27 protein-coding genes are annotated in these 25,168 nt (G+C 58.4%); 15 read left to right on the plus strand and 12 right to left on the minus strand.

Features of this window, described 5'->3' with window-relative positions:
* Nucleotide 1 precedes the first annotated feature (1 nt).
* Nucleotides 2–802, minus strand: a complete 801-nt coding sequence (locus IT763_RS09105; protein ID WP_072056118.1) for an NAD(P)H-dependent oxidoreductase — start codon at nucleotides 800–802, stop codon at nucleotides 2–4.
* Nucleotides 803–830: 28 nt separating this feature from the next.
* Nucleotides 831–1,751: a DMT family transporter gene (locus tag IT763_RS09110; RefSeq protein ID WP_154746976.1), complete on the minus strand. Its 921-nt coding sequence runs from the start codon at nucleotides 1,749–1,751 to the stop codon at nucleotides 831–833.
* A gap of 680 nt (nucleotides 1,752–2,431) precedes the next feature.
* Here IT763_RS09110 and IT763_RS09115 point away from each other — a divergent pair.
* A complete protein-coding gene (locus IT763_RS09115) occupies nucleotides 2,432–2,836 on the plus strand; it encodes a hypothetical protein (RefSeq protein WP_049278662.1) in 405 nt (134 codons plus the stop codon).
* On the opposite strand, the gene IT763_RS09120 is transcribed toward IT763_RS09115, so the two are convergent.
* Nucleotides 2,833–3,051: a hypothetical protein gene (locus IT763_RS09120; protein WP_004940942.1), complete on the minus strand. Its 219-nt coding sequence runs from the start codon at nucleotides 3,049–3,051 to the stop codon at nucleotides 2,833–2,835. The genes IT763_RS09115 and IT763_RS09120 overlap by 4 nt on opposite strands.
* Before the next feature lie 74 nt (nucleotides 3,052–3,125).
* A complete protein-coding gene (locus IT763_RS09125; RefSeq protein WP_004940946.1) occupies nucleotides 3,126–3,476 on the minus strand; it encodes a hypothetical protein in 351 nt (116 codons plus the stop codon).
* A 248-nt stretch (nucleotides 3,477–3,724) separates the two neighbouring features.
* Between IT763_RS09125 and IT763_RS09130 the strand changes: the two genes are divergently transcribed.
* From IT763_RS09130 to IT763_RS09145, 4 genes are all read left to right on the plus strand, one after another.
* Nucleotides 3,725–4,075 (plus strand): DUF4377 domain-containing protein, encoded by a 351-nt coding sequence (locus tag IT763_RS09130; protein WP_004940949.1) that lies wholly within the window; start codon nucleotides 3,725–3,727, stop codon nucleotides 4,073–4,075.
* A gap of 183 nt (nucleotides 4,076–4,258) precedes the next feature.
* Complete coding sequence (gene fabV, locus IT763_RS09135) at nucleotides 4,259–5,458, plus strand: enoyl-ACP reductase FabV (protein WP_021504847.1); 1,200 nt, start codon at nucleotides 4,259–4,261, stop codon at nucleotides 5,456–5,458.
* A 616-nt stretch (nucleotides 5,459–6,074) separates the two neighbouring features.
* On the plus strand, nucleotides 6,075–6,380 hold the full coding sequence (locus tag IT763_RS09140; protein WP_004940954.1) for a hypothetical protein: 306 nt from the start codon (nucleotides 6,075–6,077) through the stop codon (nucleotides 6,378–6,380).
* A gap of 48 nt (nucleotides 6,381–6,428) precedes the next feature.
* A complete protein-coding gene (locus IT763_RS09145; RefSeq protein WP_004940957.1) occupies nucleotides 6,429–6,764 on the plus strand; it encodes a hypothetical protein in 336 nt (111 codons plus the stop codon).
* Between the two features lie 37 nt (nucleotides 6,765–6,801).
* Here the strand turns inward: IT763_RS09145 and dcuR are convergent, their stop codons facing one another.
* The 3 genes from dcuR to IT763_RS09160 all read right to left on the minus strand — a co-directional run bounded on the left by dcuR (nucleotide 6,802) and on the right by IT763_RS09160 (nucleotide 10,095).
* Entirely contained in the window at nucleotides 6,802–7,521 is a 720-nt protein-coding gene (gene dcuR / locus IT763_RS09150) for a two-component system response regulator DcuR (RefSeq protein WP_004940959.1), read from the minus strand.
* Complete coding sequence (locus IT763_RS09155; RefSeq protein ID WP_004940962.1) at nucleotides 7,514–9,127, minus strand: sensor histidine kinase; 1,614 nt, start codon at nucleotides 9,125–9,127, stop codon at nucleotides 7,514–7,516. Before IT763_RS09155 ends, dcuR begins: the two co-directional genes overlap by 8 nt.
* Nucleotides 9,128–9,252: 125 nt before the next feature.
* Complete coding sequence (locus tag IT763_RS09160; RefSeq protein WP_015377543.1) at nucleotides 9,253–10,095, minus strand: class I fructose-bisphosphate aldolase; 843 nt, start codon at nucleotides 10,093–10,095, stop codon at nucleotides 9,253–9,255.
* A gap of 484 nt (nucleotides 10,096–10,579) precedes the next feature.
* Between IT763_RS09160 and IT763_RS09165 the strand changes: the two genes are divergently transcribed.
* From IT763_RS09165 to IT763_RS09185, 5 genes are all read left to right on the plus strand, one after another.
* Nucleotides 10,580–11,509 (plus strand): sugar ABC transporter substrate-binding protein, encoded by a 930-nt coding sequence (locus IT763_RS09165; RefSeq protein ID WP_015377544.1) that lies wholly within the window; start codon nucleotides 10,580–10,582, stop codon nucleotides 11,507–11,509.
* Between the two features lie 75 nt (nucleotides 11,510–11,584).
* Nucleotides 11,585–13,069 carry a sugar ABC transporter ATP-binding protein gene (locus IT763_RS09170; protein WP_206195358.1) on the plus strand — a complete coding sequence of 495 codons (1,485 nt, stop codon included), beginning with the start codon at nucleotides 11,585–11,587 and terminating at the stop codon, nucleotides 13,067–13,069.
* A gap of 15 nt (nucleotides 13,070–13,084) precedes the next feature.
* Nucleotides 13,085–14,125, plus strand: a complete 1,041-nt coding sequence (locus IT763_RS09175) for an ABC transporter permease (protein ID WP_004940978.1) — start codon at nucleotides 13,085–13,087, stop codon at nucleotides 14,123–14,125.
* Between the two features lie 63 nt (nucleotides 14,126–14,188).
* Entirely contained in the window at nucleotides 14,189–15,109 is a 921-nt protein-coding gene (locus IT763_RS09180) for a sugar ABC transporter substrate-binding protein (RefSeq protein ID WP_131164340.1), read from the plus strand.
* 139 nt (nucleotides 15,110–15,248) lie between these two features.
* Nucleotides 15,249–16,013 carry an SDR family oxidoreductase gene (locus tag IT763_RS09185; protein ID WP_004940984.1) on the plus strand — a complete coding sequence of 255 codons (765 nt, stop codon included), beginning with the start codon at nucleotides 15,249–15,251 and terminating at the stop codon, nucleotides 16,011–16,013.
* A gap of 47 nt (nucleotides 16,014–16,060) precedes the next feature.
* On the opposite strand, the gene metQ is transcribed toward IT763_RS09185, so the two are convergent.
* The gene (gene metQ, locus IT763_RS09190; protein WP_016928123.1) at nucleotides 16,061–16,876 is read right to left on the minus strand and encodes a methionine ABC transporter substrate-binding lipoprotein MetQ; all 816 of its coding nucleotides are present in this window, start codon (nucleotides 16,874–16,876) and stop codon (nucleotides 16,061–16,063) included.
* 236 nt (nucleotides 16,877–17,112) lie between these two features.
* Here metQ and IT763_RS09195 point away from each other — a divergent pair, with 236 nt between their 5' ends.
* The 5 genes from IT763_RS09195 to IT763_RS09215 all read left to right on the plus strand — a co-directional run bounded on the left by IT763_RS09195 (nucleotide 17,113) and on the right by IT763_RS09215 (nucleotide 19,594).
* The gene (locus IT763_RS09195) at nucleotides 17,113–17,631 is read left to right on the plus strand and encodes a hypothetical protein (protein ID WP_016928122.1); all 519 of its coding nucleotides are present in this window, start codon (nucleotides 17,113–17,115) and stop codon (nucleotides 17,629–17,631) included.
* Between the two features lie 147 nt (nucleotides 17,632–17,778).
* Nucleotides 17,779–18,204 carry a universal stress protein gene (locus tag IT763_RS09200; RefSeq protein WP_015377548.1) on the plus strand — a complete coding sequence of 142 codons (426 nt, stop codon included), beginning with the start codon at nucleotides 17,779–17,781 and terminating at the stop codon, nucleotides 18,202–18,204.
* A gap of 110 nt (nucleotides 18,205–18,314) precedes the next feature.
* Nucleotides 18,315–18,629, plus strand: coding sequence for a helix-turn-helix transcriptional regulator (locus tag IT763_RS09205; protein WP_016928121.1), 315 nt, complete (start codon nucleotides 18,315–18,317; stop codon nucleotides 18,627–18,629).
* Nucleotides 18,626–18,955, plus strand: coding sequence for an SRPBCC domain-containing protein (locus IT763_RS09210; protein WP_016928120.1), 330 nt, complete (start codon nucleotides 18,626–18,628; stop codon nucleotides 18,953–18,955). Before IT763_RS09205 ends, IT763_RS09210 begins: the two co-directional genes overlap by 4 nt.
* Nucleotides 18,956–19,000: 45 nt before the next feature.
* Nucleotides 19,001–19,594, plus strand: a complete 594-nt coding sequence (locus IT763_RS09215) for an ATP-dependent Clp protease proteolytic subunit (RefSeq protein WP_016928119.1) — start codon at nucleotides 19,001–19,003, stop codon at nucleotides 19,592–19,594.
* A 5-nt stretch (nucleotides 19,595–19,599) separates the two neighbouring features.
* Here IT763_RS09215 and IT763_RS09220 read toward each other — a convergent pair whose 3' ends face one another.
* From IT763_RS09220 to IT763_RS09235, 4 genes are read right to left on the minus strand one after another with little or no spacing between them, the layout of a single operon-like run.
* A complete protein-coding gene (locus IT763_RS09220) occupies nucleotides 19,600–20,466 on the minus strand; it encodes a hypothetical protein (protein ID WP_016928118.1) in 867 nt (288 codons plus the stop codon).
* Nucleotides 20,467–20,509: 43 nt separating this feature from the next.
* Nucleotides 20,510–21,262, minus strand: a complete 753-nt coding sequence (locus IT763_RS09225) for a molecular chaperone (RefSeq protein ID WP_240429836.1) — start codon at nucleotides 21,260–21,262, stop codon at nucleotides 20,510–20,512.
* The gene (locus tag IT763_RS09230) at nucleotides 21,259–22,599 is read right to left on the minus strand and encodes a fimbrial protein (protein WP_016928116.1); all 1,341 of its coding nucleotides are present in this window, start codon (nucleotides 22,597–22,599) and stop codon (nucleotides 21,259–21,261) included. The genes IT763_RS09225 and IT763_RS09230 overlap by 4 nt, the downstream gene beginning before the upstream one ends.
* A gap of 27 nt (nucleotides 22,600–22,626) precedes the next feature.
* On the minus strand, nucleotides 22,627–25,158 hold the full coding sequence (locus tag IT763_RS09235; RefSeq protein ID WP_143778888.1) for a fimbria/pilus outer membrane usher protein: 2,532 nt from the start codon (nucleotides 25,156–25,158) through the stop codon (nucleotides 22,627–22,629).
* Nucleotides 25,159–25,168: the final 10 nt, after the last annotated feature.

Here is a 25,168-nt window from a genome sequence, read left to right on the forward strand (position 1 = left end):
ACTAATCTTTTTTGAGGTGTTTAGTATACTGACGCGCTGCAATCTCATGTGTTTGCCCCGCGGAAGGATTCCATTGAAATCCGGTCTTCGCTATTACATCGGGACGTAGGCGTTGTTCCGATGTATAATCCTCTCGACCATGAAAGAAAAGTGGTTCCTCGTTTTCAATACTGCCAATTCTTATTGCCCAAGACTCAAGTGCAGCTTCTCTCTCTGATTCTGTAAGATTTCCCGGCATCCAAACCATCTGAGGTGGGAGGACATCAAAACCAGTATAATGGAAGATTCCATTGTGAATAGGCCAAAGTATATGGTTTATATCGCCGTCAATACCATCTGGAGCATATAGGGAGCCAGCCGTTCCTGTAGTGGCGCATATCATTGCTCTCTTTCCTTTAAAAATTCCAGAACTGTATTTTCTCCCTGTCTTATATGCAAATCCTCGAGTAAAAGTACGATCAACCCAGCCTTTTAAGATTGCAGGCATACTGAACCACCATATAGGGAATTGGAAGACTAACATGTCACACCAAACGAGTTTTTCCTGTTCTTTTCGAACATCTAGTGTTGCCCCAGTTGTATTCTCCATGTGTTCTTGTTCTTCATGTACAGTAAATATGGAGTCATTCAATCTGCTGCCTGGAATATCTTTCTCATCTATCTGGCTTTTCCAACCCATTTTATATAGATCACTTACCTCAACTTCATGACCAAGGGAAAGCAAAGTTTCAACCGCAGTATCTTTAAGCGCTGCGTTGAATGACTTTGATTCTGGATGTGCGAAAACAATGAGTACTTTCATAGTAATATACCTCTATCAAGAAATGTTTTTATTTTTTTCGTGAGTTAATTTTGCTCTGCAACCAAGGGTAACCACTGACAACAATTATTCCGAAAAGAATAAGTAGCGTCCCAAAAATGAAGCCGGACTTTATCTTGTCATTCAATATAAGAGCGCCTGCAAAAACACCAAATACTGGAGTCATGAATGACAGTACACCTAGCTGGGATGCCAAGTATTTTTTCAAAAGTGTAAACCAAACCATATAACTAAGGAATGCAACAATTACTGCTTGAAAAATTAAACTTAGTCCTCCTTTTAGGCCAACCGTAAAAAGAGTCTGCCCGCTGGAGAATGCATAGATAAACAATAAAATAGCCGCTACGGCAAGTTGATAGAATAGTGTTTGACTCGCTGGAGACTCATTTAATTTTGAACAGCGTATTACAATGGTCGTCATACCCCACGAAAGGCCAGCAAGAAGGCCTAACCCATCACCGATTAGAATATCATGTGTTTTGCTGGTGTTATCAGCAGAACCCGATAGGAATGCAACCAGAATTCCAACGAAAGCTAGGGTTATACCTAACCATTGGACTAAGGAAAGGCGTTCTGCTGGGAGGAAGATTTGTAAACCTAACGCTGCAAAAGCAGGTGCAGTATAAAGAAAAACTGACATATGTGATGCAGACGTAAATTTTAGCCCTTCGGCAACAAATAAAAACTCAAGGGCAAAAAGTAAGCCTACAACCAGACCGGGCTTTATTGTGTTGCGAATATCAGTAAAGGATTCTTTTTTAACTAACATTACAATCCATACCAAAAACCCTGCAACGCCTGAACGAATAGCTACTTGAAGTACAGGAGATATTTCTTCAGCGACACCTTTTATCGCCACCTGTTGTGAACCCCAGATGAGACAAACTAGTATCATGATAGATACGGCAAACACATCAACAGCTTTTCTCATAATCTTCAGATATGCCAAAATGACCAAGTATGATGCTGATTATGACTAATCCTCGGTTGAAGTATATAGCGCGAAATGGACATTTTGTATGGTGAATTGGTTATGATCCTAATGTATTTTGACTCCATTTTGTAGATGACAAATTAAGCAATAGTGACTTCCTTATATTTAATGTATTCTCTGATTATAAAATAGATGGTTGTGATAATTACTATGTATATGTACTTGAGGTGTGTGGGGGGGCGAAGAAACAAACTGCTCCGAAATTCATCCGAATTGCTCCGAGAGTCCTGGTAACTATCTGAAATTAAAGAAAGGGAATGTAAGGTATAGTAGGGGGTTGCAAAGGCTAAATTTTTGGTAATGCATTGTTTAAAAAGGATATTTTCATTCTTTTTCGTATAAAGGAATCGTATTCGGTCTTTTTTTGTGTGATTGATTTATAAGGAAATTCCACTTAAGACGCCAATAAATTTCTGGTTTCTCTTTCCAGTCGTAACACCTCAGCCCGATCTCCGGCTCCACACACCCACCGCACCTATCGCTAATTTAGCCGCACCAAAAGTCATTACGTCATTTATGGCGTTGATAAGCTTCGGCCATTGCTTCAATCAACGGTTTAACGAGAGTGTCATTATGGGAAATATCCCGGCATCAGGCGCTATAAAAGGTAACTCGCAGTGAACGAGCAACTGAGTCAATTAAAGATGATGTTGCCCGGCTATCTCAATGCGTGGCGTGAGGGGGCCTTACCCTCTGACTGGGGGCTGGTGGCTAACCCTGAAGTGGTTGCCGCCCTGTTGGCGGAGTGGGAGGCGCTAAGCGAGTTGGCGTCTCGGTTCGAAACCGCCACTGAAGCCCCCTCCGAACCGGCCGCGTTTTGGCAGGCGCGCGCCGAGCTGATGGCGCAGCGCAATCGTGAGCTTATGGCCCAACTGGCGACGCCAGTCCGTTTGCCCGGCGCACGGGTGGCCTTTTTTGGCTATGTGAAAACGGCCGTGATGGACGCCAGGCAGGTTAAGGCGGCGATTCGCGATGCCGGTTTTATCGTTGCGGGCGGCGCCCCCAACGAGAACACGGCTTAACGCGGTTTCTTCTCAAATTTCTCGGCAAAAAAGAACCGCAGCAATTTATGGGTCCACAGCAGGATGGCGCCAACCACCACCAGCGAGACGACGAAATGCGACAGATTTTTAGGCGCGGCGTAGCCGTGGGTAAAGGAGACCCCCGCGCCGCTGAGCAGCAGGGTGGCGATCCAGAAGCCGAGCAGCAGGCATAAGGTACGAAACAGTTTAAACATGGTTATCACCAAAAATACGGAAAGCGCCGACCGAACGGAGAGGCTCAGCCGGAGCTTTGATTAATTAAAACCGCTTAGCGCGAACAGGTATTGCCGCCTTTACTGCTATTGTTATTGCAGCTGCTGCCGCTGTTTTTGTTGCCGCCTTTCCCCATGCCGACGTTGCCGCCGCCTTTGCTGCCTTCCTTGAAGCAGCCGCCGTTGAGCGCGCCCACAGCCAGGCCGCCAAGGCCGCCCAGAGAACCGGTGATCACGCCGTTAACGCAATCCGGCGAGGTGTGCTTGCCGTAGAATCCCTGATTGGATGACCCGCCTCCGTTCTTGTTGCCGCCGTTGTTGTTGACGCGGCCATTGCTGCTGCGGTTGTCGCCAAAGTTACCGGCGCCGGCGATCAGGTGAAAGTGTTTGGCATCGATCTCTTGCATAAAATTCCCTCTTTATCGATTCAGTTAGATTCAGTAAAGCTTGCGCAAGCCAGCTGTTTTTAACAGAAAAAATAGCGGGGGTAATTACCGGTTCGGATAAGAACAGGGGGTTTATTTTGCGATATTTTCCAGACTGATAGAGCACAGAGGAATGATATTTGGGGCGTGTGGAACCGTAGCGCTATCTGTTCTCTTGGGTCGGTTAATTTGTTAGCATGGCGCCCCTGGATGACTATTGGTGCAGTACATTGAAAATTAAAGCGTTGTTATTTGTTGCGTTGGCCGCGCTGGCCGGCTGCAGCCAGGAGGGAACCTCGATGAATCAGCCCGCAAACGAGAAAGGCGGCCAAACGGAAGTGTTGCTGGTGAACAGCGCGCTGGTGGACTGCGTGGGCGTCGGCCCGATGAAGTGCATGCAGGTGCGCCGCTCCGCGCAGCAGCCGTGGGAGTTGTTCTATACCGGCATCGAGGGTTTCACCTTCGAACCGGGCTATCAGTATCGGCTGAAAGTGCGCGTCACCCCGGTGGAGAACGTACCGGCCGACGCCTCATCGCTGCGTTACACGCTGATTGAGCAGCTGGAAAAGAACAAGGCGTGACTCTCGACGGGCCGGGTTATCTCAACCTGGCCTGCCATGATTATCCCTTTGCCATCATGACATGTCTCGGCGGTGGGCTTTCCGACTGGTCTGTTCACTGCGCTTGTTTTCGCACTTTCTTAAGTATATCGAGAAAATCAGGTATATTGTCCTTCGGTTTTTAGCTACCAAGAAAAAATTACTATGATTATCAAACCTAAAATTCGTGGTTTTATCTGCACCACCGCTCACCCGGCAGGCTGTGAAGCCAACGTCCGTGAGCAAATCGCCTACGTTAAGTCACGCGGCGAACTGAAAAACGGGCCTAAAAAGGTGCTGGTCATTGGTGCATCCACCGGTTACGGTCTGGCCTCGCGCATCAATGCCGCTTTCGGCAGCGGTGCGGCCACCATCGGCGTATTTTTCGAGAAGCCTGGCAGCGAAGGCAAAACCGGTTCCGCCGGTTGGTACAACTCCGCCGGTTTCGACAAGGCAGCTAAAGAAGAAGGCCTGTACGCGAAAAGCATCAACGGCGACGCATTCTCCAACGAGTGCCGTCAGACCGTGATCGATCTGATCAAAAAAGACCTGGGTCAGGTTGACCTGGTGGTTTACTCGCTGGCTTCGCCGGTGCGTAAGATGCCGGAAACCGGCGAAGTGGTGCGTTCCGCACTGAAGCCGATCGGCGAGCCATACAAATCCGTCGCGCTGGACACCAACAAAGACGTGCTGGTTGAAGCCGTGGTCGAGCCGGCCAATGAGCAAGAAATCGCCGACACCGTGAAGGTGATGGGCGGCCAGGACTGGCAGCTGTGGATGGACGCGCTGGACGAAGCGGGTGTGCTGGCGGATAACGCGCAGTCGGTCGCTTACTCCTACATCGGTACCGATCTGACCTGGCCAATTTACTGGCACGGTACGCTGGGCAAGGCGAAAGAAGATCTGGATCGCGCAGCGCACGCCATCAACCAGAAGCTGCAGGCCAAAGGCGGCGCGGCTTACGTTGCGGTGCTCAAGTCGGTAGTGACTCAGGCTTCCTCCGCCATTCCGGTGATGCCGTTGTATATCTCTATCGTGTTCAAAATCATGAAGGAGCAGGGCATTCACGAAGGCTGCATCGAGCAGATCCAGCGTCTGTTCGCCACCAAGCTGTACAGCGGCGCGGCGCCGGATACCGACGAGAAACACCGTCTGCGCCTGGATGACTGGGAACTGCGTGACGAAGTGCAGGAAACCTGCCGTAAAATCTGGCAGCAGCTGAACGACAGCAACATCAACGAACTGACGGATTACCAGGGCTACAAGGCGGAATTCCTGCGCCTGTTCGGCTTCGGTCTGCAGGGCGTTGACTACGACGCCGATCTGAGCGGCGAAGCCAATTTCGATGTGATCGAGCTGGTCTAAGCGCGTCGAGCGGTCAAACAAGGTCGGGTTAGCCCGGCCTTTTTTATTGCCTGCGAATTATCGGGTGGCTAAGCGAAAATGTTTATTTCGGGTTAACAGAGGAACCGGGTGGTTAACATCGGCAGTCGGATGGTGAAATAACGGCGGTTATTAAACTAAAGAAAGTCATTTTTTATTTACCCTTGCCGCCGGCTGCGGGTATTTTATTTCCTTTAAGGAGAAAGCTATGACATGGCGTTATTGTGCCACGGTATCGTTGTTTTTGTTGAGCGGCTGCAGCGCGATCCAGCCAACGTCGACGTCCCCGGACTGGTCTCAGCCTCAGCCGGCCACGCGGGAACAGCGGCAACGCATCATGGCGGGTGAGTCTGCCTCGTCGGTATTGCATGAAGGTAATATCGGTATTGGCGGTACGTTAGATGGGTCGAAAATATTCGATCGTTAAACCGCTAAATATATTCAGCCAAATTAATGCGCGCATTCTGCCGATATTGTCGGAGGGTTTACCTTTCCTGCGTTATTCTGCCGTGGCTTGACCATTCATTGCGTTAGCAGACAATTCGTTTTCCTTATAGGGAACCGCCGGTTTATTTCGGCGTAATCAAAGGAGTTGCCCATGACGAAGAACATGGCCGCGATCTTTCTCTTGCTGTTGCCGCCGCTAAGCCAAAGCGCCGGCGCAGCGCGCTACGACAGGCCGTGCGAAGGAGTGTCGCCGGTGCTGTTTCAAAAGCGCCTGAAAGCGCTGGCGCAGGATCTGCGTCAGGAAATGAGCGAGGAAGCGCCGCCGACAGAGCGCGATGCGGAAGAGCTGGCGCGGTTGGCGGAGTGCGCTATCGAGCCCGGCAAAGCGCCCGTCACCGGCGGGCAGCGCGTCTCCCGTTCAGAGGAAAAGCCGACGGCATCGCCGAACGGTTGCTGAGCCGGCGTGTACGCAGAGTCTAGCGATGTAATGTAAAAGGAGTCATTGATGAAAAGGATCGTGTTGGCCGGCGTGGCCTTGTGTTGTTCCAGCTTCGCGCAGGCGCGGGTGGATCTGGAATACCATGCGGCGGCGCCGAAGGACAGTAAGGTCACCGAGGAGTACCAGAAAAAGCGCGACGCATTGCGCCACAAGGTGTGGAATGTCGATAACCTGACGCTGGCCAACGAGCAGGCGATTGCACGCGAACAGCAGCGCGAAGCCGCTGAGACCGCCGAGCGGCAGCAGCGGAACCTGGAACAGCAGCAGAAAAAGCAGCGCTGCCTGCGCAGACACTCGAAAGATCCTCATCCCGAGGCGAAGTGTTACATGCACAACTTCTAACCTTTAACGTCCGGGCGCTTTCTGCGCCCGACGTCGTTTAGGCCGGGCGGCAATGCTCTTTCAGCATGGCGATCGCGTCCGGTTTCAGCTGATACAGATAGACCGGCCGGCCGGTGGCGCCGTACAGAATACGGGTGCCGAGGATGCCGCTTTCCGCCAGATAGATGAGGTACTTGCGGCAGGACACCCGCGAAATGCCAATGGCGTTGGCCAGATTGTCGGTAGAGAATTCGCTGTCGTGCTGCTGTTCGATCCACTCGCACACCGTGCTCAGGGTGATGCTGGTCAGGCCCTTCGGCAGCTTTTTGCTCTCCTGGCCGCCGGGCTGGCGGCGCAACAGGCTGTCGACGTCGGCCTGCGAAAACTCGCGTTGCGCCAAGAGCTGTGACTGTTGCCGGTAGTGGCTCAGCGCCTCCTTGAAGCGGCTGAACTGGAACGGCTTGATCAGATAATCCACCACGCCGTAGTGCAGCGCTTTTTGCACCGTGTTCACGTCGCTGGCGGAGGAGATGATGATCACATCGGTCTTTTCGCCGAGTTCGCGCAGGCCGGGCAGCAGATCCAGCCCGTTCTCCTGCTGCATGTAAATATCCAGCAACACCAGATCGATGCTGACGCTGGCGTCGGCCAGCAGGGCACGCGCCTGGCTCAGGGTCGCGACCGTCGCCTGGCAGTGAAAACCGCCGACCTGGCTCAGGTAGTATTTATTCAGCTCCGCCACCATCGGGTCGTCGTCGACAATCAGTACGTTAATCATGGGCTCTGCTCTTGGCCTGATAGGGAAGGTGCACGAAAAATTGGGTCAGCTCGCCCGGTTCGGATTCGAAATCGATGCTGCCGCCCAGTTTCTCCAGATGGCTGCGGATCAGCGCCAGGCCGATGCCGCGTCCCGTTCCCTTGGTGGAAAATCCGTGTTCGAAGATGCGCGCGCCGATCGCCGGATCGATGCCGGGGCCGTCGTCGCTGACGATACAGTGTAATTGATCGTCGTGATGATGGAAGCTCAGGCCGATCTCGTGGCCCTCAACGCCGTCGATGGCGTCGATGGCGTTTTCGATCAGGTTGCCGAGCACGCTGATCAGCACGTGGGTGGTTTCCGCATCGTCGGTTTCCGGCAGCAGGCTGTTTTCCTCGATGGTCAGTTCGATGCCGGCCTCGTGGGCGCGGCTGATCTTGCCGATGAAGAAGCCCGCCACCTCCGGCGAATGGATCTTGCGCAGCAGCGCGCCGATCTCTTCCTGATAGTTGCTGGCGGTGTTGATGATGTAGTTTTCCAACTGCTGATAGGCCTTCATATGCAGCATGCCGAGTATCACATGCAGCTTGTTCATAAATTCGTGCGACTGCACCCGCAGGGCGTCGGCGTAGTGCGCCATGCCGCTCAGCCGCTGCAGCAGGCGGCTGATCTCGGTCTTGTCGCGGAAGGTGGCGATGGCGCCGGTCACCTGGCCGTTGACGATCACCGGCACGGTATTGGTCAGCAGTTCGCTGCCGTTGAAGCTGATCTGCCGATCGCGCAGCGGTTCGCCGCTGGCCAGCACCTCCGCCAGATGCAGCTGCGCCGGCCAATGTTTGCTGGCGGCTTCCAGCAGCAGGTTTTCCACCGGCCCGCTCTGGCGCAGCAGGCGCTTGGCTTCGTCATTGACGATGGTGATGCGGGATTCATTATCGACCGCGATCACGCCTTCTTTAATCGATTGCAGCATGGCGTTGCGCTGTTCGAACAGGTTGGAGATTTCGTAAGGCTCGAAACCCAGCATGATGCGTTTGAGCGCAGAGACCAGGAAAAAGGTGCCCAGGCTGCCGACCAGGGCGGCGAAGGCGATGGTCCAATAGATGATCCATCGGCTTTCCGCCACCACCCGCTGCACGGTGTCCAGCGCGATGCCGAGCGCCACCACGCCGATTTGTTTTTTCTGATCGTCATACACCGGCACGAACACCCGCAGCGCCGGAGCCAGCGTGCCGCGGTTGATGGCGCTGTTGACGTTGCCTTGCAGCGCGGGCGCCAGATCGTCGCCGATAAAATGCTTGCCGATCAGCCAGGGTTTAGGGTGCGAATAGCGGATGCCCTGCATATCCACCACCACCACGAACAGCAGCTCGTTTTGATGGCGCACCTGCTCGGCGAAGCGCTGAATGGCGCCGCTGTGATCGCGCCGCTGCAGGCCGTCGATCACGGTGTTGGAGAGCGCCAGCGTGTTGGCGACGGCGATGGCTTTTTGCTGCAGCTGATCTTGCCCCTCGCGGCTCATCTGCACGAAAAACAGCGCGAATACCACCAGCAGCACCGAAGCGATGATGGCGGACACCATCAGCGTGATGGAGGTGCTCAGCTTGAGCGGCACCCGTTGTTTTGGCATGGCGGTTCTCCGAATGGCGATATCACGGCGTATTCTAGCGAGGAATGCGGCAAGCTGCAGTTACCGGCAGCAGGTTATAGCACGCTGCCGGGGTGCGGAGGGGTTATTTTAGTTACAAAAGCGGGTTACTGCTGGTGGTAGATCTCCAGCGCCTGTTGGCCGCTGGCGCCTTGATGGATGATCGCCATCAGGGCGCGCACCACCTGCGAAGGATTACTGTGTTGATAGACGTTGCGGCCATAGACCATGCCGGAGGCGCCCTGGGCCATCAGCGCGGCGGATTTCTCCAGCACCGGGCCCAGCTCTCCTTTGCCGCCGCCGCGCACCAGCGTCGGGCAGCGCGCCGCTTCCACCACGCGGTGGAAATCTTCCACCCGATCGGTCGGATCGGCCTTGATGATGTCGGCGCCCAGCTCGCGCGCCAGCCGCACCAGCGGCACGATTTTCTCCACGTCACCCAGCGATCCGTAGGCGGCACCCTGGCCGGCCGGGGCCATCACCAGCGGTTCGATCATCAGCGGCATGGCGTAGCGATCGCAGGCGTGGCGCAGGCGGCCGATGTTTTCTACGCACTGGCGGAAAATACCGGGTTCATCCGGGATCATATAGAGGTTGACCACCACCGCGGCGGCGTCCATTTGCAGCGCGGCCAGGATCGGCGCTTCCGGGTTGTGCAGCACCGCCCACATTTCGCGGTGGCGTGCGGCGTTATAGGCGTTGCCGACGTCGGTGCGCATCACCAGCGCCGGTTTTTCGCGCTGCGGCGCGCGCTGCAGCAGATCCGCCTGCCCGTAGTTGACCTGAATCGCGTCGGGGCGCGCGGCGATCAGGTTGCCCATCACCCGTTCGATATCTTCCAGCCCGATTAAAAAATCCGGTTCGTTGGCGATGCCGTGATCGATCGCCACATCCAGGCACTTGCCGTTGTTGAACAGGCGGTTCATCCGCACCTTACTGCTGAGCTGCATGTCAGGTCCTCCTGAGATAGGGATATGTCCATTATTGCCGAGTAAGGATGGTCGGGAAACGCAGAAACCGCAAACTGCGCGCCCGCTCGCAGTTTTTGCCGGCGCACGAAAGGGGAACGCTCGCGGGCGGCTTTCATTTCATTTGTTAGATCCGTGTCATGTTTTTGTTAATAAGCCATTCCAAAACGCATGTTTCGCTTGTTTGGGTTAAAAAGTTTCAATAGTCTAAATTATGAAATAAACATTTAAAAAAGCGGCGAAGACGCGGCTTGCTCCACCAGGGGTTTATTTCAATTGATTGTTTTTAATCTATTTTGAGATATAGATCACCATTTTGTTCACGGCCTTAATACGGCGATAACGCGGTAATTTCGCCGTATCAAAGGGATAACACCGACAGTATTGTTGTTTGAATGTAAAAAATATTTTTCATTAGCTGTCAACCAACAGACCTCTTCATTCTAACGATTAAAGGGTAACGAACATGAAGCTGAAGAAATTGATCGCCGCCTCGGTACTGATGTGCATGCTGCCGGCCAGCGTGTTGGCGAAAGACATCAAGATCGGCGTTTCCATGGCTTACTTCGATGACAACTTCCTCACCATTCTGCGCCAGTCGATGCAAAGCAAAATGAAGGCCGACGGCAACGTCAGCGGCCAGTTCGAAGACGCCAAGGGCGACATCGCGCAGCAAATTCAACAAATCGAAAACTTCGTCAGCCAGGGCGTCGACGCCATCATCCTCAACCCGGTGGATACCCAGGGCGTCAAGCCGATGATCAAACTGGCCGAGAACGCCAAGATCCCGCTGGTGTTCGTCAACCGCAAGCCGGAAGTGACGCTCCCGGCCGGCATGGCCTACGTCGGCTCCGATTCCAAGCTGGCCGGCAAACTGCAGATGGAAGCGTTGGCCAAGCTGATGAACGGCAAGGGCAACGTGATGATCCTGATGGGGGAACTGTCGAATGAATCGACCCGTGACCGCACCCGCGGCGTGGAAGAGGTGGCGGCCAACTATCCCGGCATCAAGATTGTCGATAAGCAAACCGCCAAGTGGACGCGTAAAGATGCGGTGGATATCACCACTGACTGGGTGCTGACCGGCCAGCAGATCGACGCTATCGCTTCCAACAACGACGAAATGGCCATCGGCGCCATCCTGGCGCTCAAGCAGGCTAAAAAGTCCGGCGTGCGGGTGGCCGGCGTGGATGGCACGCCCGATGCGCTGGAATTCATCAGAAAAGGCGATCTGGCGCTGAGCGTGTTCCAGGACGCCAAAGGCCAGGGCGAGGGTGCGGTGCAGACCGCCGTTCAACTGGTGAAAGGCGAGAAAGTGGAGAGCAACGTGCTGATCCCTTACCAGCTGATCACCCAGGCCAATTACCAGCAATTCGCCGATAAAAACAAGAAATAAGCCTTGAAGCCCGCCGCGGGCGCCGGTGTGGGGCGAACGCGGCGGAAAACGTGGGTCAGTGCGGAGGTAAGCGGTATGTACCCTTATGTTCTTGAGGCCGAAGGCATCAGCAAGCAGTTCCCCGGCGTCAAAGCGCTGGATAAGGTCTCGATTAAAATCAAACCCGGCAGCGTGCACGCGCTGATGGGGGAAAACGGCGCAGGCAAATCGACGCTGATGAAATGCCTGATCGGCATCTACCACCCGGATGAAGGCTCGATAAAAATCAAAGGCCGGCCGGTCACCTTCAGCGACACGCTGCAGGCGCTGCATTCGGGCATTTCCATGATCCACCAGGAGCTGAACCTGGTGCCTTATATGACGGTAGCGGAAAACATCTGGCTGGGACGCGAGCCGGCGCGGTTGGGGTTCGTCAACCACGAGCAGTTGAACGAGAACACCCGCGAGCTGCTGGCGCGGCTGAACATCAAACTGCAGCCGGACACGCTGGTGGGCGAACTGAGCATCGCCAACCAGCAGATGGTGGAGATCGCCAAGGCGGTGTCCTACAACGCCGACGTCTTGATCATGGACGAACCGACCTCGGCGCTGACCGAAGGTGAAGTGGTGCACCTGTTCGCCATCATCCGCGAGCTGCGCGAGCAGGGCAAGGGCATCATTTACATCAGCCACAAGATGGACGAGATCTTCGCCATCACCGACGAAGTGAGCATTTTCCGCGACGGCACCTTCATCGCCTGCGACAAAACCGAAAATCTGACCAAACAGTCGCTGATCACCATGATGGTGGGGCGTGAACTGACGCAGATGTTCCCCAAATTCAACAACAACATCGGCGAGGAAGTGCTGCGGGTGGCGGGGCTGCGCCGCAGCGGCTGGTTCCACGACGTGTCGTTCAGCGTCAAACGCGGCGAGATCCTCGGCGTCGCCGGGCTGGTGGGCGCCGGGCGCAGCGAAGTGATGGAAAGCCTGTTCGGCATGCACCCGGCGGACGGCGGCGAGATCTTTATCGAGGGCCTGGCGGTGAAGGTCGATTCCCCGGCGAAGGCGATCGAGAGCGGGTTGGCCTTCCTCACCGAAGACCGCAAAAAATCCGGCCTGTTTTTGGTGCTGTCGGTGGTCGAGAACATGAGCATCGTCAACCTGTCGGAATACATCGGCAAGAACGGTTTCGTCAGCCACGTGCAGATGGCCAAAGACTGCATGGATCAGATCAAAAAGCTCAACATCAAAACGCCGACCATGGATCAGATCATCAATAACCTCAGCGGCGGCAACCAACAGAAGGTGCTGATTGCGCGCTGGCTGCTGGCGCAGCCGAAAATCCTGATCCTCGACGAACCGACGCGCGGCATCGACGTGGGAGCCAAAGCGGAAATCTACCGCCTGATCAGCGAGCTGGCCAACCGCGGCGTCGCCATCATTCTGGTGTCTTCCGAGCTGCCGGAGATCCTCGGCATGAGCGATCGGGTGATGGTGATGCACGGCGGCCGCATCACCGGCATTTTGGACAAAGACGACGCGGACCAGGAAAAGATCCTGGCGCTGGCCTCAGAATAACGAAGGGTGAACATCATGAGTAACGTAAAGATTGAGAAGCCGCTCTCCGCCGATTCAACGAGCAAGGGAACGCTGTTCTCCGGGCTGAGCGGCAAAATGCCGAAGGATACCGGCATCTTCATCGTGATGCTCGGCATCGCGCTGGTCTTCGAAATCCTCGGCTGGTACATGCGCGATCAGTCGTTCCTGCTGAACCCGAACCGCCTGCTGCTGATCGTGCTGCAGGTGGCGATCATCGGCATCATCGCGGTGGGCGTCACCCAGGTGATCATCACCACCGGCATCGATCTCTCCTCCGGTTCGCTGATTGCGCTGACTGCGGTGGTGGCGGCCAGCCTGGCGCAGACCTCGGACAGCATTTCGCCGATGTACCCGGGGCTGCTCGATCTGCCGGCGGCGATCCCGATCGGCGCGGGGATTGGGGTGGGCATTGTCTGCGGCTTTATCAACGGCTTCCTGATCACCCGCACCGGCATTCCGCCGTTCATCGCCACGCTGGGGATGATGGTATCGGCGCGCGGTCTGGCGCAGTACTACACCAAGGGTAACCCGGTCAGCTTCCTGTCGGACGGCTTCACGTCAATCGGCCAGGGCGCGATGCCGGTGATCATCTTCCTGGTGATTGCGGTGATCTTCCATATCGCGCTCAAACACACCCGCTACGGCAAATACATCTACGCCATCGGCGGCAACATGACCTCGGCGCGGGTGTCCGGCATCAACGTCAACAAATATCTGGTGACGGTTTACACCATCGCCGGCGGGTTGGCGGGACTGGCGGGTGTGGTGCTGGCGGCGCGCGTCAGCAGCGGCCAGTCGAGCATGGGGATGTCGTACGAGCTGGACGCCATCGCCGCGGCGGTGATCGGCGGCAGCAGCCTGATGGGCGGCGTCGGGCGCATCACCGGCACGCTGATCGGCGCGGTGATCCTCGGCCTTATCAAAAGCGGCTTCACCTTTATCGGCGTCGATTCTTACATCCAGGACATCATCAAAGGCGTGATTATCGTCGCTGCCGTGTCGATCGACATGCGTCGCAACCGCAAGAAACACTGATTGCCGTGAATTGCCGCCGGCGCCAGGGTTGGCCGGCGGTGTTTTTTTACCGGGGGGCACATCATGAATTACCTGAAAGGGCTGTGGCTGGCGGTGGCGCTGTGTGCGTCCACCCCGGCATGGGCGCAAACCATCGGCGTATCGATGGCCTATTTCGACCAGAACTTCCTCACCATTATCCGCCAGGCGATCGACAAGGAGGCCAAGGCGCGCGGCATTACCGTGCAGTTCGAGGACGCGCGCGGCGACGTCGGCCGCCAGACCGACCAGGTGCAAAGCTTTATCAGCGCCGGGGTGGACGCGATTATCGTCGATCCGGTCAACTCGGCCAGCACGCCGGTAATGACCAAAATGGTGCAGGCCGCCGGCGTGCCGCTGGTGTACGTGAACCGCACGCCGGGCGACGCCAAACTGCCTCAGGGCGTGGTGTTCGTCGGCTCCGACGAGCGGGAGTCCGGCACGTTGCAAATGGAAGAGTTGGCGCGGCTGGCCAACTATCAGGGCAACGTGGCGGTGATGATCGGCAACCTGACCGACGCCGGCGCGCTGCAGCGCACCAAAGACGTGGAGCAGGTGGTGGCCAAATACCCGAACATGAAGGTGGTGCAGAAGCAGAGCGCCAACTATTCACGCAGTGAAGGCATGGATTTGATGATGAACTGGCTGACCAACGGCGAAGCGATAGACATCGTCGCCGCCAACAACGACGAGATGGCGATCGGCGCGATCATGGCGCTGCAGCAGGCGGGCAAGGCGGACAAGAAAGTGCTGATCGGCGGCATCGACGCCACGCCGGACGGCCTCAAGGCGCTGGCCTCCGGCAAGATGCAGGTCACGGTGTTCCAGGACGCGGTCGGCCAGGGCAAGGCCTCGGTCGATGTGGCGCAGCGCATGATCAACGGTGAAAAGCTCGAGCCGTATTACTGGATCCCGTTCGAGCTGGTGACGCCGGCCACGATGCAGAAGTATGCGGCCAGGCCGTGACTTAACCGTCAGATTCGCGTTGCCGGGGCGCTGCTTGCAGCGCCTTTTTTATTGGCGTCAGTTACATGTCCGCTTGCGGCCAGCGCGGCGCGGGATCTTGCCTCACACTGAGGATCTTTAAACCGCGTGAGGATGAGCGATGAATGCATTAAACGGCAAGGTGGCGGTGATCGGCGGCGCCAGTTCGGGGATCGGCAAAGCGGCGGCGCTGCTGTTCGCCCGGCAGGGGGCGGCGCTGGTGTTGGGCGCCCGGCGCGCGCCGCTGTTGGCCGAGTTGGTGGAGGACATTCGGCGCGAGGGCGGCCGAGCATTGGCGGTGGCGGGTGACGTGCGCGACGAAGCCTTCGCCGAACGGCTGACGGCGACGGCGGTCGACGAATTCGGCGGCCTGGATATCGCCTTCAACAACGCCGGCACGTTGGGGCCGCTGGGGCCGTCGCTGGCGCTCAGCGCGTCAGAATGGCGCGAGGTGCTGGAAACTAACCTGTCCAGCGCCTATTACGGCGCCAGGCATCAAATTCCCGCCATGCTGGCGCGCGGCGCGGGCTCGGTGATCTTCACCTCCACGTTCGTCGGCCACACCGCGGCGTTTCCCGGTACGGCGGCCTATGCGGCCGGCAAATCGGGGCTGATCGGCCTGACGCAGGCGCTGGCGGTGGAGTTTGGCGGGCGCGGCATTCGGGTGAACGCGCTGCTGCCGGGAGGCACCGATACGGCGATGGGGCGGCAGATGAGCAATACCCCGGAAGCCTTGGCGCAGGTGGCCGATCTGCACGCGCTGAAGCGGCTGGCGATGCCGGAGGAGATCGCGCAGGCGGCGCTGTATCTGGCGTCTGACGCTTCCTCATTCGTCACCGGCACCGCGATGCTGGTGGACGGCGGCGTGTCCATTCAGCGCGGCTGAGGTTGGCATGGCCCGTGGCCGAGCGTCACGGGCATGCGGGGAGAGGATCACCAGCCTTTGACGGCGTCACCTTTGTAGATGTCGGCGGCGCTGGCCGCCACTTCGTCGGTCTGGTAGGCCTTGACCAGATCCTTCACTTTCTCGCTGTCTTTGTTGTCGATGCGGCTGGCGAAGATGTTGACGTAAGGCGAGTTTTTGTCTTCGACAAACAGCCCGTCCTTGGCTGGCGACAGGCCAATCTGGCTGGAATAGTTGGTGTTGATGATCGCCAGCGTCACCTGTTGGTCGTCCAGCGCGCGCGGCAGTTGCGGCGCTTCAATCTCGACGATCTTCAGCTTTTTCGGGTTGCTGACGATATCCAGCGCGGTCGGCAGCAGGCCGACGCCGTCTTTCAGGGTAATCAGCCCCTGTTTTTGCAACAGCAGCAGCGAACGGCCCAGGTTGGTCGGATCGTTAGGCACCGCCACCTGCGCGCCGTCCGGCAACTGGCTGAGTGCGGTTATCTTCTTCGAATACCCGGCGATCGGGTAGACGAAGGTATTGCCCACCGCCGCCAGCTTGTAGCCACGCTCCTGCATCTGCTTGTCCAGGTAAGGCTTGTGCTGGAAGGCGTTGACGTCCAGATCGCCATTGTTCAGCGCTTCGTTCGGCAGCACGTAATCGTTGAAGGTCACCACCTCCACGTCCAGATCGTATTTTTGCTTGGCGACCTTCTGCACTACCGCCCACAGCGACTGATCGATGCCGGCGCTGATGCCGACCTTGATGTGGTGCTCGTCCTGTGCGGTCGGGCCGCAGGCGGTCAGCAGCAGCGTGCCGGCGGCGGCCAGCGCCAACGTGAGGTTTTTCAGCGTAAATGTCATTTTCCCAGGGTCCTTGTCAACATTGCCTGCTAATTTTGGCGGGCAGAATAGTGGCAGTGACTGTAGGTAATCGCTGGGCTAAAACAAAATACTGATTCACTATGACTCATAGCGATTAGCTATGAGCGGCCGCTGCCCGGCGCGGTGCGGATTGTTTTGACGGCGAATCGGCGGGCTTATTATGATAGCCGTTGGCCCGTAAGGGCAGACTGGGTACTGAAACGAAGGAATAGACAATGCGATTGAACACTTGGAGCAAGGCGCTGCTGCCGCTGGTGGTGTTGGCCTGCGTCTCGGCGACTCAGGTTCGGGCGGCGGAGAGCGATACCGGACCGATCCCTAAACAGCTGCTGGGCAACTGGCGCGTCAGCAAAATTGTGCCGACTCAAACCACCGGCTGCTGGGATCAGCAACAGGCGCAGAGCCTGATCGGCGGCAAAATCAGCTATAAGGCGGATGCGTTCAGCTGGAACGACACGGCGCTGAAAAGCGAAGGGGCGACCGTCAGCACCGTAGAAGCGCAGGAGTTTGTCGAGGACAATGCCGGCAGCAGCTCCTATATCGATTTCCCGATGCTGGGCATCAGCACGCCGTCGGTCGAGCGTGTGGCCATTCAGCACGCGGATACCGTCATCAAAGGCATCACCGATCAGGGCACTGATGGGGTGCCCGGCGATAACGTGCTGGTGAAAGACGCCAACACGCTGATCCTGTCGTTGTGCAACGTCTGGTTTGAGGCGCAGCGCGAGAAATAATTTCTGCCTTCAGCCCCGGCAACGGGGCTTTCCTACCGCATCACCTCCCGCCATGAGCGCCATTTCTGAACTAAAATTAATCATAACGATATGACCCCGGCGTGATATCGGAGCCTCGGCTCAACCGAGTCCATGACAGGAGGCGCTATGTGTTACCACCATATTGTCATCGCCACCGATCTGAGCGATGACGGCAAACGGCTGGTCGAAAAGGGGGCGTTGCTGGCGGAGGCGCTGCAGGCCAAACTCTCGCTGATCTATGTGGACGTCCACTACGACACCTACCACGCGGCGATCGGCTTTTCGGAACGCAGCTATGACGGCGTGCCGTTCGAAGAGAAGATCCGCAAAGAGCTGGAACCCACCACGCAAAACGTCAATTACCCGATCGCGGAAGTGATTATCGGGCGCGGCGGCTTCGTTGACGAACTACGCACGGCGGTCGTGGACAAGAACATCGATCTGTTGGTGTTCGGCCATCACCACGATCTGTGGAGCAACCTGTTTTCCTCTACCCGCAACGCCATCAACCAACTGAATATCGACGTGCTGGTGATCCCGATCCGTTCATAAGCGCGATCATGCCTCGTCCATTCACTCCGCGCTGCGGCGCGGAGTCTCTTTTGCAGCAAAAAATGCCGTGCTCGGTTGCATAATACATAAGTGAATACTAATGTGTTTATATGAACGAAAATGACATCTTCAAGGCGTTGGCCGATCCAACCCGCCGCCGCATCTTCGACAAACTCGCTGTCGCCAGCATGAACGCCAGTGCGTTGCGCGAAGGGCTGCCCATCAGCCAGTCGGCGATGTCACAACACCTGGCGGTGCTGCGTAACGCCGGACTGGTACGCGAGACGAAGCAGGGGCGCTGCGTCAATTACCAGGTCGACCCGGAAGGGCTGGCGCAGATCGCCCAGTGGCTGGCGAAGTACCGCGCCTACTGGCCGGCGCGCATCGACGCGCTGCAAACCTTGCTGAAGGACATGGATCAATGAACAAACAGGCTGAGCGGCCGCCGCGCGACCGGCTGGTGTTGGAGTATGCGATCGAGGCGCCGCCGGAAAAAGTGTGGCGCGCGCTCAGCGTTCCCGAATTGCGCGAGCAATGGCTGCCGACGGGAGATTTGGCGCAGGCTGAACCGTTGGCCGCCACGCCGGGCGAGGCGGTGAGCTATCGCCTGCGCGACGACCAACCGCCGTTTCTCGAAAGCGTCGTCACCCTGCAGATCGTGCCGGACGCCGGCGGCGGCAGCCTGCTGCGGATTATCCACCAGCTCGACGCCGCCAACGATGGCCCGCCGACGGTGATGCGCGCCGCCTGACGCGTTAAACACATTTCTCTTTGTTGCCAACCCAGGAGTTCACCGATGCGTGAGAAGATGATGCTCGTCCCGATGGTGGTGGAACAGACCAGCCGGGGAGAACGTTCCTTTGATATTTATTCGCGCCTGCTGCGCGATCGGATCGTGTTCCTTAACGGCGAAGTCAACGACGACGTGGCCGAAATGCTGTGTGCCCAGTTGCTGTTTCTGGAGGCGGAAAACCCGGAAAAACCGATCCACCTGTACATCAACTCGCCGGGCGGGGCGATCACCAGCGGGCTGGCGATTTACGACACCATGCAGTATATCCGCGCGCCGGTGCATACGCTGTGCATGGGCACCGCGCGTTCGATGGGGTCGTTCCTGTTGATGGCCGGCGAACCGGGGCACCGCATGGCGCTGCCTAATGCCAGCCTGCACGTGCACCAGCCGCTGGGCGGCTTTCAGGGGCAGGCCTCCGACATCTTGATCCACGCCGAAGAGATGAAGCGCACCAAAGACCGGGTGATTCGGCTGTATGCCCAACATTGCGGCCTAAGTTATGAAGAGGTGGAGCGGGTGTTGGATCGCGATCGCTTCATGACCGCCGACGAAGCGGCGGTCTGGGGGTTGATCGATCGGGTATTGCGGGCGCGGTAAAGGGCTCAGGAGTGCGAGGCGGATTGTTGCGTTTGCCAAACCCGTTCAAGTCCGAATTCGACCATCGCAAAATAGAGACTGAAATAGCGTTCCGCCATGATGAAGAACGAACTGTTGAGTTCGATTACCACATTATTGGTGGTGGTCAGCAGGCCGGATTTTTCCGCCGCCTGCAGAATGCGGTTCACGTGCGCGCGTGAGACGGAGCAGGACTTGGCGATTTTGGCCGAGGAGAGCAGCAGAAAAGGGGCGTCCTGTCGGATGCTTTCGATAAACAGCATCAACAGCACCATGTGGCCGGCATCTTTGCTGATAAACAGCCCTGACTGTTGCACCAGATCGATCAGGTAGATCTCCTTGAGCATCAGTTGCCCGTAGGCGGCGAAAAAGGTGGACAGAAAGCCGGGCGCCGCCAGCAGCGTCGCGATGGGCATCTGTGGCGCCAGCGCCTGATAAGGCCGCGCCATTGAGGCGATCAGCGCCTGGGTTTCCGCCAGCGCGTGCGGCGTAGGCTTATAGCGTAACTGGCGTTTGTCATGCTCACAGGGTTTGACCTCCAACCGGCGCCCGACCCGCAAAAAAAACAGAAAGGAGTCCAGGGAGTTCTCGCTGATCAAATTTTTCCCTTTAAAAAAGGCTTTGATGTCTTTCAGCCCGGCGGCGGGCTGATGGTAATAAATGGACAGGATGGTGGAACAAATGATGAACCGGCTGTTCCTGAAGATGATTTTGTAAAACAGCGGATGTTTCTTGTAGGTCTCTTTCAATAACTCCCCGTGTTTGACGATGGCGGCGTGAAACGCCGGTGACTGCCTGATGATGTTGGCCTGTTTCTCCAGGTGAAACTGTAGCTGGAATCTGCTTAGACTCATTTTCCCTATTTCCTGTACTTAAAAAATGTGCTGCTTTTTATCGTTATGGGTTTGCTGTGTATGACTTGACGATCTGTTGGCCCTGGTCGTTGATGAGGGTGGCCTGAACGGTGATCTGAGAGGGAAGTTCCGACGCTGCAACGTTGTCCAGGTGATAATCTCGCGTGCTGAATGGCGCGGTCATCATGTCGCTTTCTTGCCGCACCGGGGCATCGCGCCTGTCGGTTTGCACGGTGATGCGAGCGAACGAGAGATAAAACGCCGACCGGTTGTGACAGCGCAGCAGATAGCCGCCCGGTGATTTTTGCAGCGTGAACGAAACGACCTTGGCCGCGTTGTCGGCGTTTCCCTTCAGCGCGCTGGGGCGGTAGAAGATTTTCATCTGCGTGTTCATCGCCAGCGTCACGCGCGACGCCAGCGGCGGCGTGGCCGGCCGGCTGGGCGGGATCTCATACAGGTTAAGCCAGAACACCGACTCCCTGTCGGCGGGCAGGCTCGCGCCGGCAAACAGGATCCGCAGCCCTTTCAGCGCCGAAGGCTGCAGGGCGAATACGCTGGGCAGGGTGACAAACGGCGCGCGGGACAGTTCGGGGGCGGCGTTGACGTCGCCGTTATCGACCCAGGTTTGCGCCACGATCGGATAGCCGTTGGTGTTGAGCAGCATCAGGGTTTTTTCCGTCTCGCCTTCGCGGAAAATCACCCGCGTGGCGGAGGCGATGATGCCCGCCTGCGCGCCGATGGAAGCCAGCGCCAGCAGCAGGGCGCATCCCATAATCAGGCATTTCTTTCTCATCATTGCACCTTAACCCAGACGTAGGCCCTGGCGTCCACCTTGCCGGCGGTGACGGTTTGGCCAGGCAGCCGGGCGAGCGTGGCGGTGAGCTGGGTGGTGTAGTGGGTAAACCCCGCCGCGGTGCTGCCGCCGCCGCTGGCGCCGTTGAGCACCGGATACCAGCCGGCGTCGTTGCCCTGCGGGCATTGCCCGGCGCTGCAGCGCGCCCAGCCGACAAAGTTCATCGGCGCGCCGTTGCCGGCGTTGGCGAGCGCGATGCCCACGCCGGTAGCGACGCTGCTGTCGGTGCCGTAGCCGCTGGAGAGCAGGTAACTCACGCCGCCGTTGGCGCTGACCAACCCGAGTCGCTGCGCCGCGACATAGCTTTCATACGGCACCTGCAGGCCGAGGGCGGTATTGTTGCTGCTGACGCCGGACACGGCGGCGTTGTCACATTCGATATTGAGGGTGAACTGCGCCTGTGAGGTTTGCCCGGCGGTCAACTGGCTGACGGAGAGGGTCGGCAGGATCACCAGCGGCGTGACGTTGCGCGCCACGCAGGTGGCGGTATAGGTCAGCGAAGAGATCGGTGCGGTGCCCATGCCCATCGCATTCCAGCGCCCGGTGCCCCAGGTGGCGTAGTTGGTGGCGGAATCGCTGCCGATAGGATCCGAGGCGATGCCGGGCCCCTGAAAGGTGACATAGCCGTTCGGCTGCGTGCAGGTATAGTTCGAATTGCCGGTGGTCGACGCCATGCCCACCAGCGGGTTGCCGGCGCTGTAGCCGCAGTAGTTGCTGGCGCCCGCGCCCGGCAGCGAGCTGATGCGGATCAGATCGGCGCGGATGGCGCTGAAGTCTTTCACCCGGATCTGGATTTTGTTGCCCACGGTGGCGTAGCGGGTAATCGGCGCCGACTGCCAGTAACGGGTAAAAACCTTGCCGGAATCCAGGTGGGTCAAACGGATGCCGACGTAAGGGAAGTAGGTGGCGTAATAGTTGGGGTTGCCGTCCCTGGCGCCCAGATCGTAATAGCCGCCGACGCGATCGTCGCCGTTGGTGGCGAAGACTTCATAAATTTGCCCGACATCGCCGGCATCGCATTCATACAGCACCTTATTGGGATCGGGATAGCGGGTGCCGGAGGTCAGATCGAACACGCTGGTGCCGAGCGGCGTGCCGACGGGCTGCAGATAGGTGCTGGTCAGGTTGACCCGACCCAGCGCCGTGCCCACCCCGCAAGGATCGCAGCCGGAGTCGATCCAGGGGGCGACCCGCGTGCATTGCGCCAGCGCCGCGGGCGCGCCGAACAGCGACAGGGCGAACAGCGCCGGGGCGGCGACCAGATAAGAAATGCGTTTCATCGTCTCTCCTGAGATAAGTTAAACGGGCTAGCGGCACGGGGCGCTGAGCCGTTGGATCGGGCTGTCTTCCGCGACGGGCAGGCGGTAATGCAGCGTGCACTGCTGACCGGGCGCGTCGCCCCAGTTCAGCGTCAGCACACCGGCATTCTGGTCGCTGCGCAGATACACCTGATTGGCCTGGCCGACCATGCCCACGCTGTTCCCCGCCTTATCCAATACGTTGGCGCCCATCGGGATCGGCGCGTTATCGGGCCGCTGCGCGGTGATCAGCAGCGCCTGGCCGCGCACGGTGTTGAAGCGCAGGCGCACCGTGGCGCCGGCGTACGGCGCGACGCGCCGCTGGCCGTCTTCCAGTTCCGCTTTGTCATTCATGCCCTCGGGGTTCAGCGCGACGGTGTTGTAGTGATAGGGCACCAGCGCCGGCGCCAGCGCATAGCCGAAGCGATCGACACGCGCGCCTTGGCCGTCCATCACCTGCGCGCCGCTGGCGCCGGGCGCCTCGATCAGGGCGAAGGTGTCACCGACATACGGCCCTAATGTCACGCCGCCGCGGTGCGCCACCACCGCGCCCTGCAGCGACAGTGAGCCTTGTCGATACTGGCGCGCGGTGGAGAACGAGCCGGTGACGTTGGCGTAGGGCAGGCGGGTTTGCAGGTTGCCGCCCCAGATGCTTTGTTGGCGATCGTCGTCGGTGGTGAAGTTCAGGCCGTAGCTGACTGGCTGCTCGTCACCGACGCTGCCCGACAGCGCAGCCTGATAGTTGCCGCCCTGACCCTGGCTGTGGTTGGCCAGCAGCGAGACGCTGGGGGCGGATGACGAACGCCCGAGCGGGAAGCTCAGCGACAGGGCGGTGACGGTCTGCGTGTTCTGCGCCAGCGGCGCGCTGTAGACGTTGTCCAGCGGCCCGTAGCCGCGGTAGTCGCCGTTGCTGTAGCCCAGGCTGCGGGTGCGGGTGACGGAGAGGTTAAGCGCCACGCCGTTGCCGAAGGTTTTCCCCCAGCCCAACTGGAGCTGATTATCGCGGCCGCGCTGATCGCGGTAGTCCTGGGTCGAGCCGGACATCGTCAGGCTGCCGAACGCGCCCATGCCCTGATTGACGGCCACCTCGAAACGCGAACGCTGGCGGTAGGAGTCGGACTGCCAGCGTTGGCCGGTGACGGCGGCGCGCCGCACGCCGAGCACGTCGCTGAGATCGCGGAAACCTTCGGTGGAGTAGCGGTAGCCGGCGATGGATAAGGTGGTGTCCGTCGGGCTGAAGGTTCGGCTGTAAGAGAGATGCAGCATCCAGCCTGAGGCGCCGCCGTCCGGCAGGCTGGCGTGGGAATAGGTGGTGTCCATGCCGAAGGCGCCCAGTTCGTTGCTGTACACGCCGCCCAGCATCATCGCCTGATAGCCGTCCGCCAGCTGATTGCCGAGGTTGAAGGTCAGGGCGTTGGTCAGGCCGTGCTGCCAGGTCACTTCGCTGAACAGATCGTTGTCGCCGACGTAGCGGGAACGGCCGACAATGGCGGAGTAGCGAGACTGGCCGGGGCGGATGGATTCCGGCACTGCGGCGAACGGCACGGTGAAGGTGCTGACGCTGCCGTCGGCTTCGGTCACCACTACGGTCAGATCGCCGGCGTAGTTGGTGGCGTACAGATCGTTGATGGCGAACGGCCCCGGCGCTACGGTGGTTTCGTACAGCGTGCTTTTGCCCTGCAGCACCGTCACGCGCGCGTTGCTTTTCGCCACGCCGCGCACCACCGGCGCATAGCCGCGCTGTGAATCCGGCAGCATGCGATCGTCCGAGCTGAGCTGAATGCCGCGAAAGCCCAGGCCGGAGAAGAAGTGCCCGTCGGTAAAGCCTTCGCCCAACAGCATTTCGCTGCGCCAGGGCAGGATTGCGCGCTGCACGTAGCGGCGGCTGGTGTCCAGGTGACCGCCGAACTCCCGATCGTAGCGGTAGCTGGACTGCTGGCGGTAGCGCCAGAGCCCGAGGTTGAATCCGCCGTTCAGGTTGGCGTAGGTCGAATCGAGATCGCGGGTTTGCCCCTGCCGGTAGCTGACGTGGTACTGGTTGAGGTTGTAATTGACGAAGGCCATCGATTCGCCGCTGTCCAGGCTGGCGGGGTTGACGCTGCCGCGCGGCTGGCCGTTCAACAGCGCCTGCGGAATGCTCAGATCCAGCCGTAGCCGCGAGATATCGGCGTTCACCGCGATGTCTTTGAGATCCCGGCCGGGCAGCAGGCATTCCGCCTCGGCCGCCGGCGGATTCTTCAGCCCGAAGCGTGTCAGCTGCGGCCGATCGAAACAGGGCAGCACCTGCTTGTCTGCGCGCACGAAGCGAATTTGGTCGCGCTCGAGAAACTGGCCGTTGAGGTACAGATCGATCTGATAGCTGCCGGGGGCGACGGCGTCCTGTTGGTTGAACTGGCTCAGGGCGCTGTTGCTCAGCACGCTGCCGCGCAGCAGCGCGGGATCGAAGGTATAGCCGTCGGCGGCGGCGCAGCCCAGCGGCAGCGCCAGCAGCGCGCAGCACCAGCGCGCGGGCAGCGGCGTCGCCTTGCGGACATCGAACATGAAAACCTCC

The sequence above is a fragment of the Serratia sp. CMO1 genome (genome assembly GCF_015689115.1).
Taxonomy (GTDB): Bacteria; Pseudomonadota; Gammaproteobacteria; order Enterobacterales; family Enterobacteriaceae; genus Serratia; species Serratia marcescens.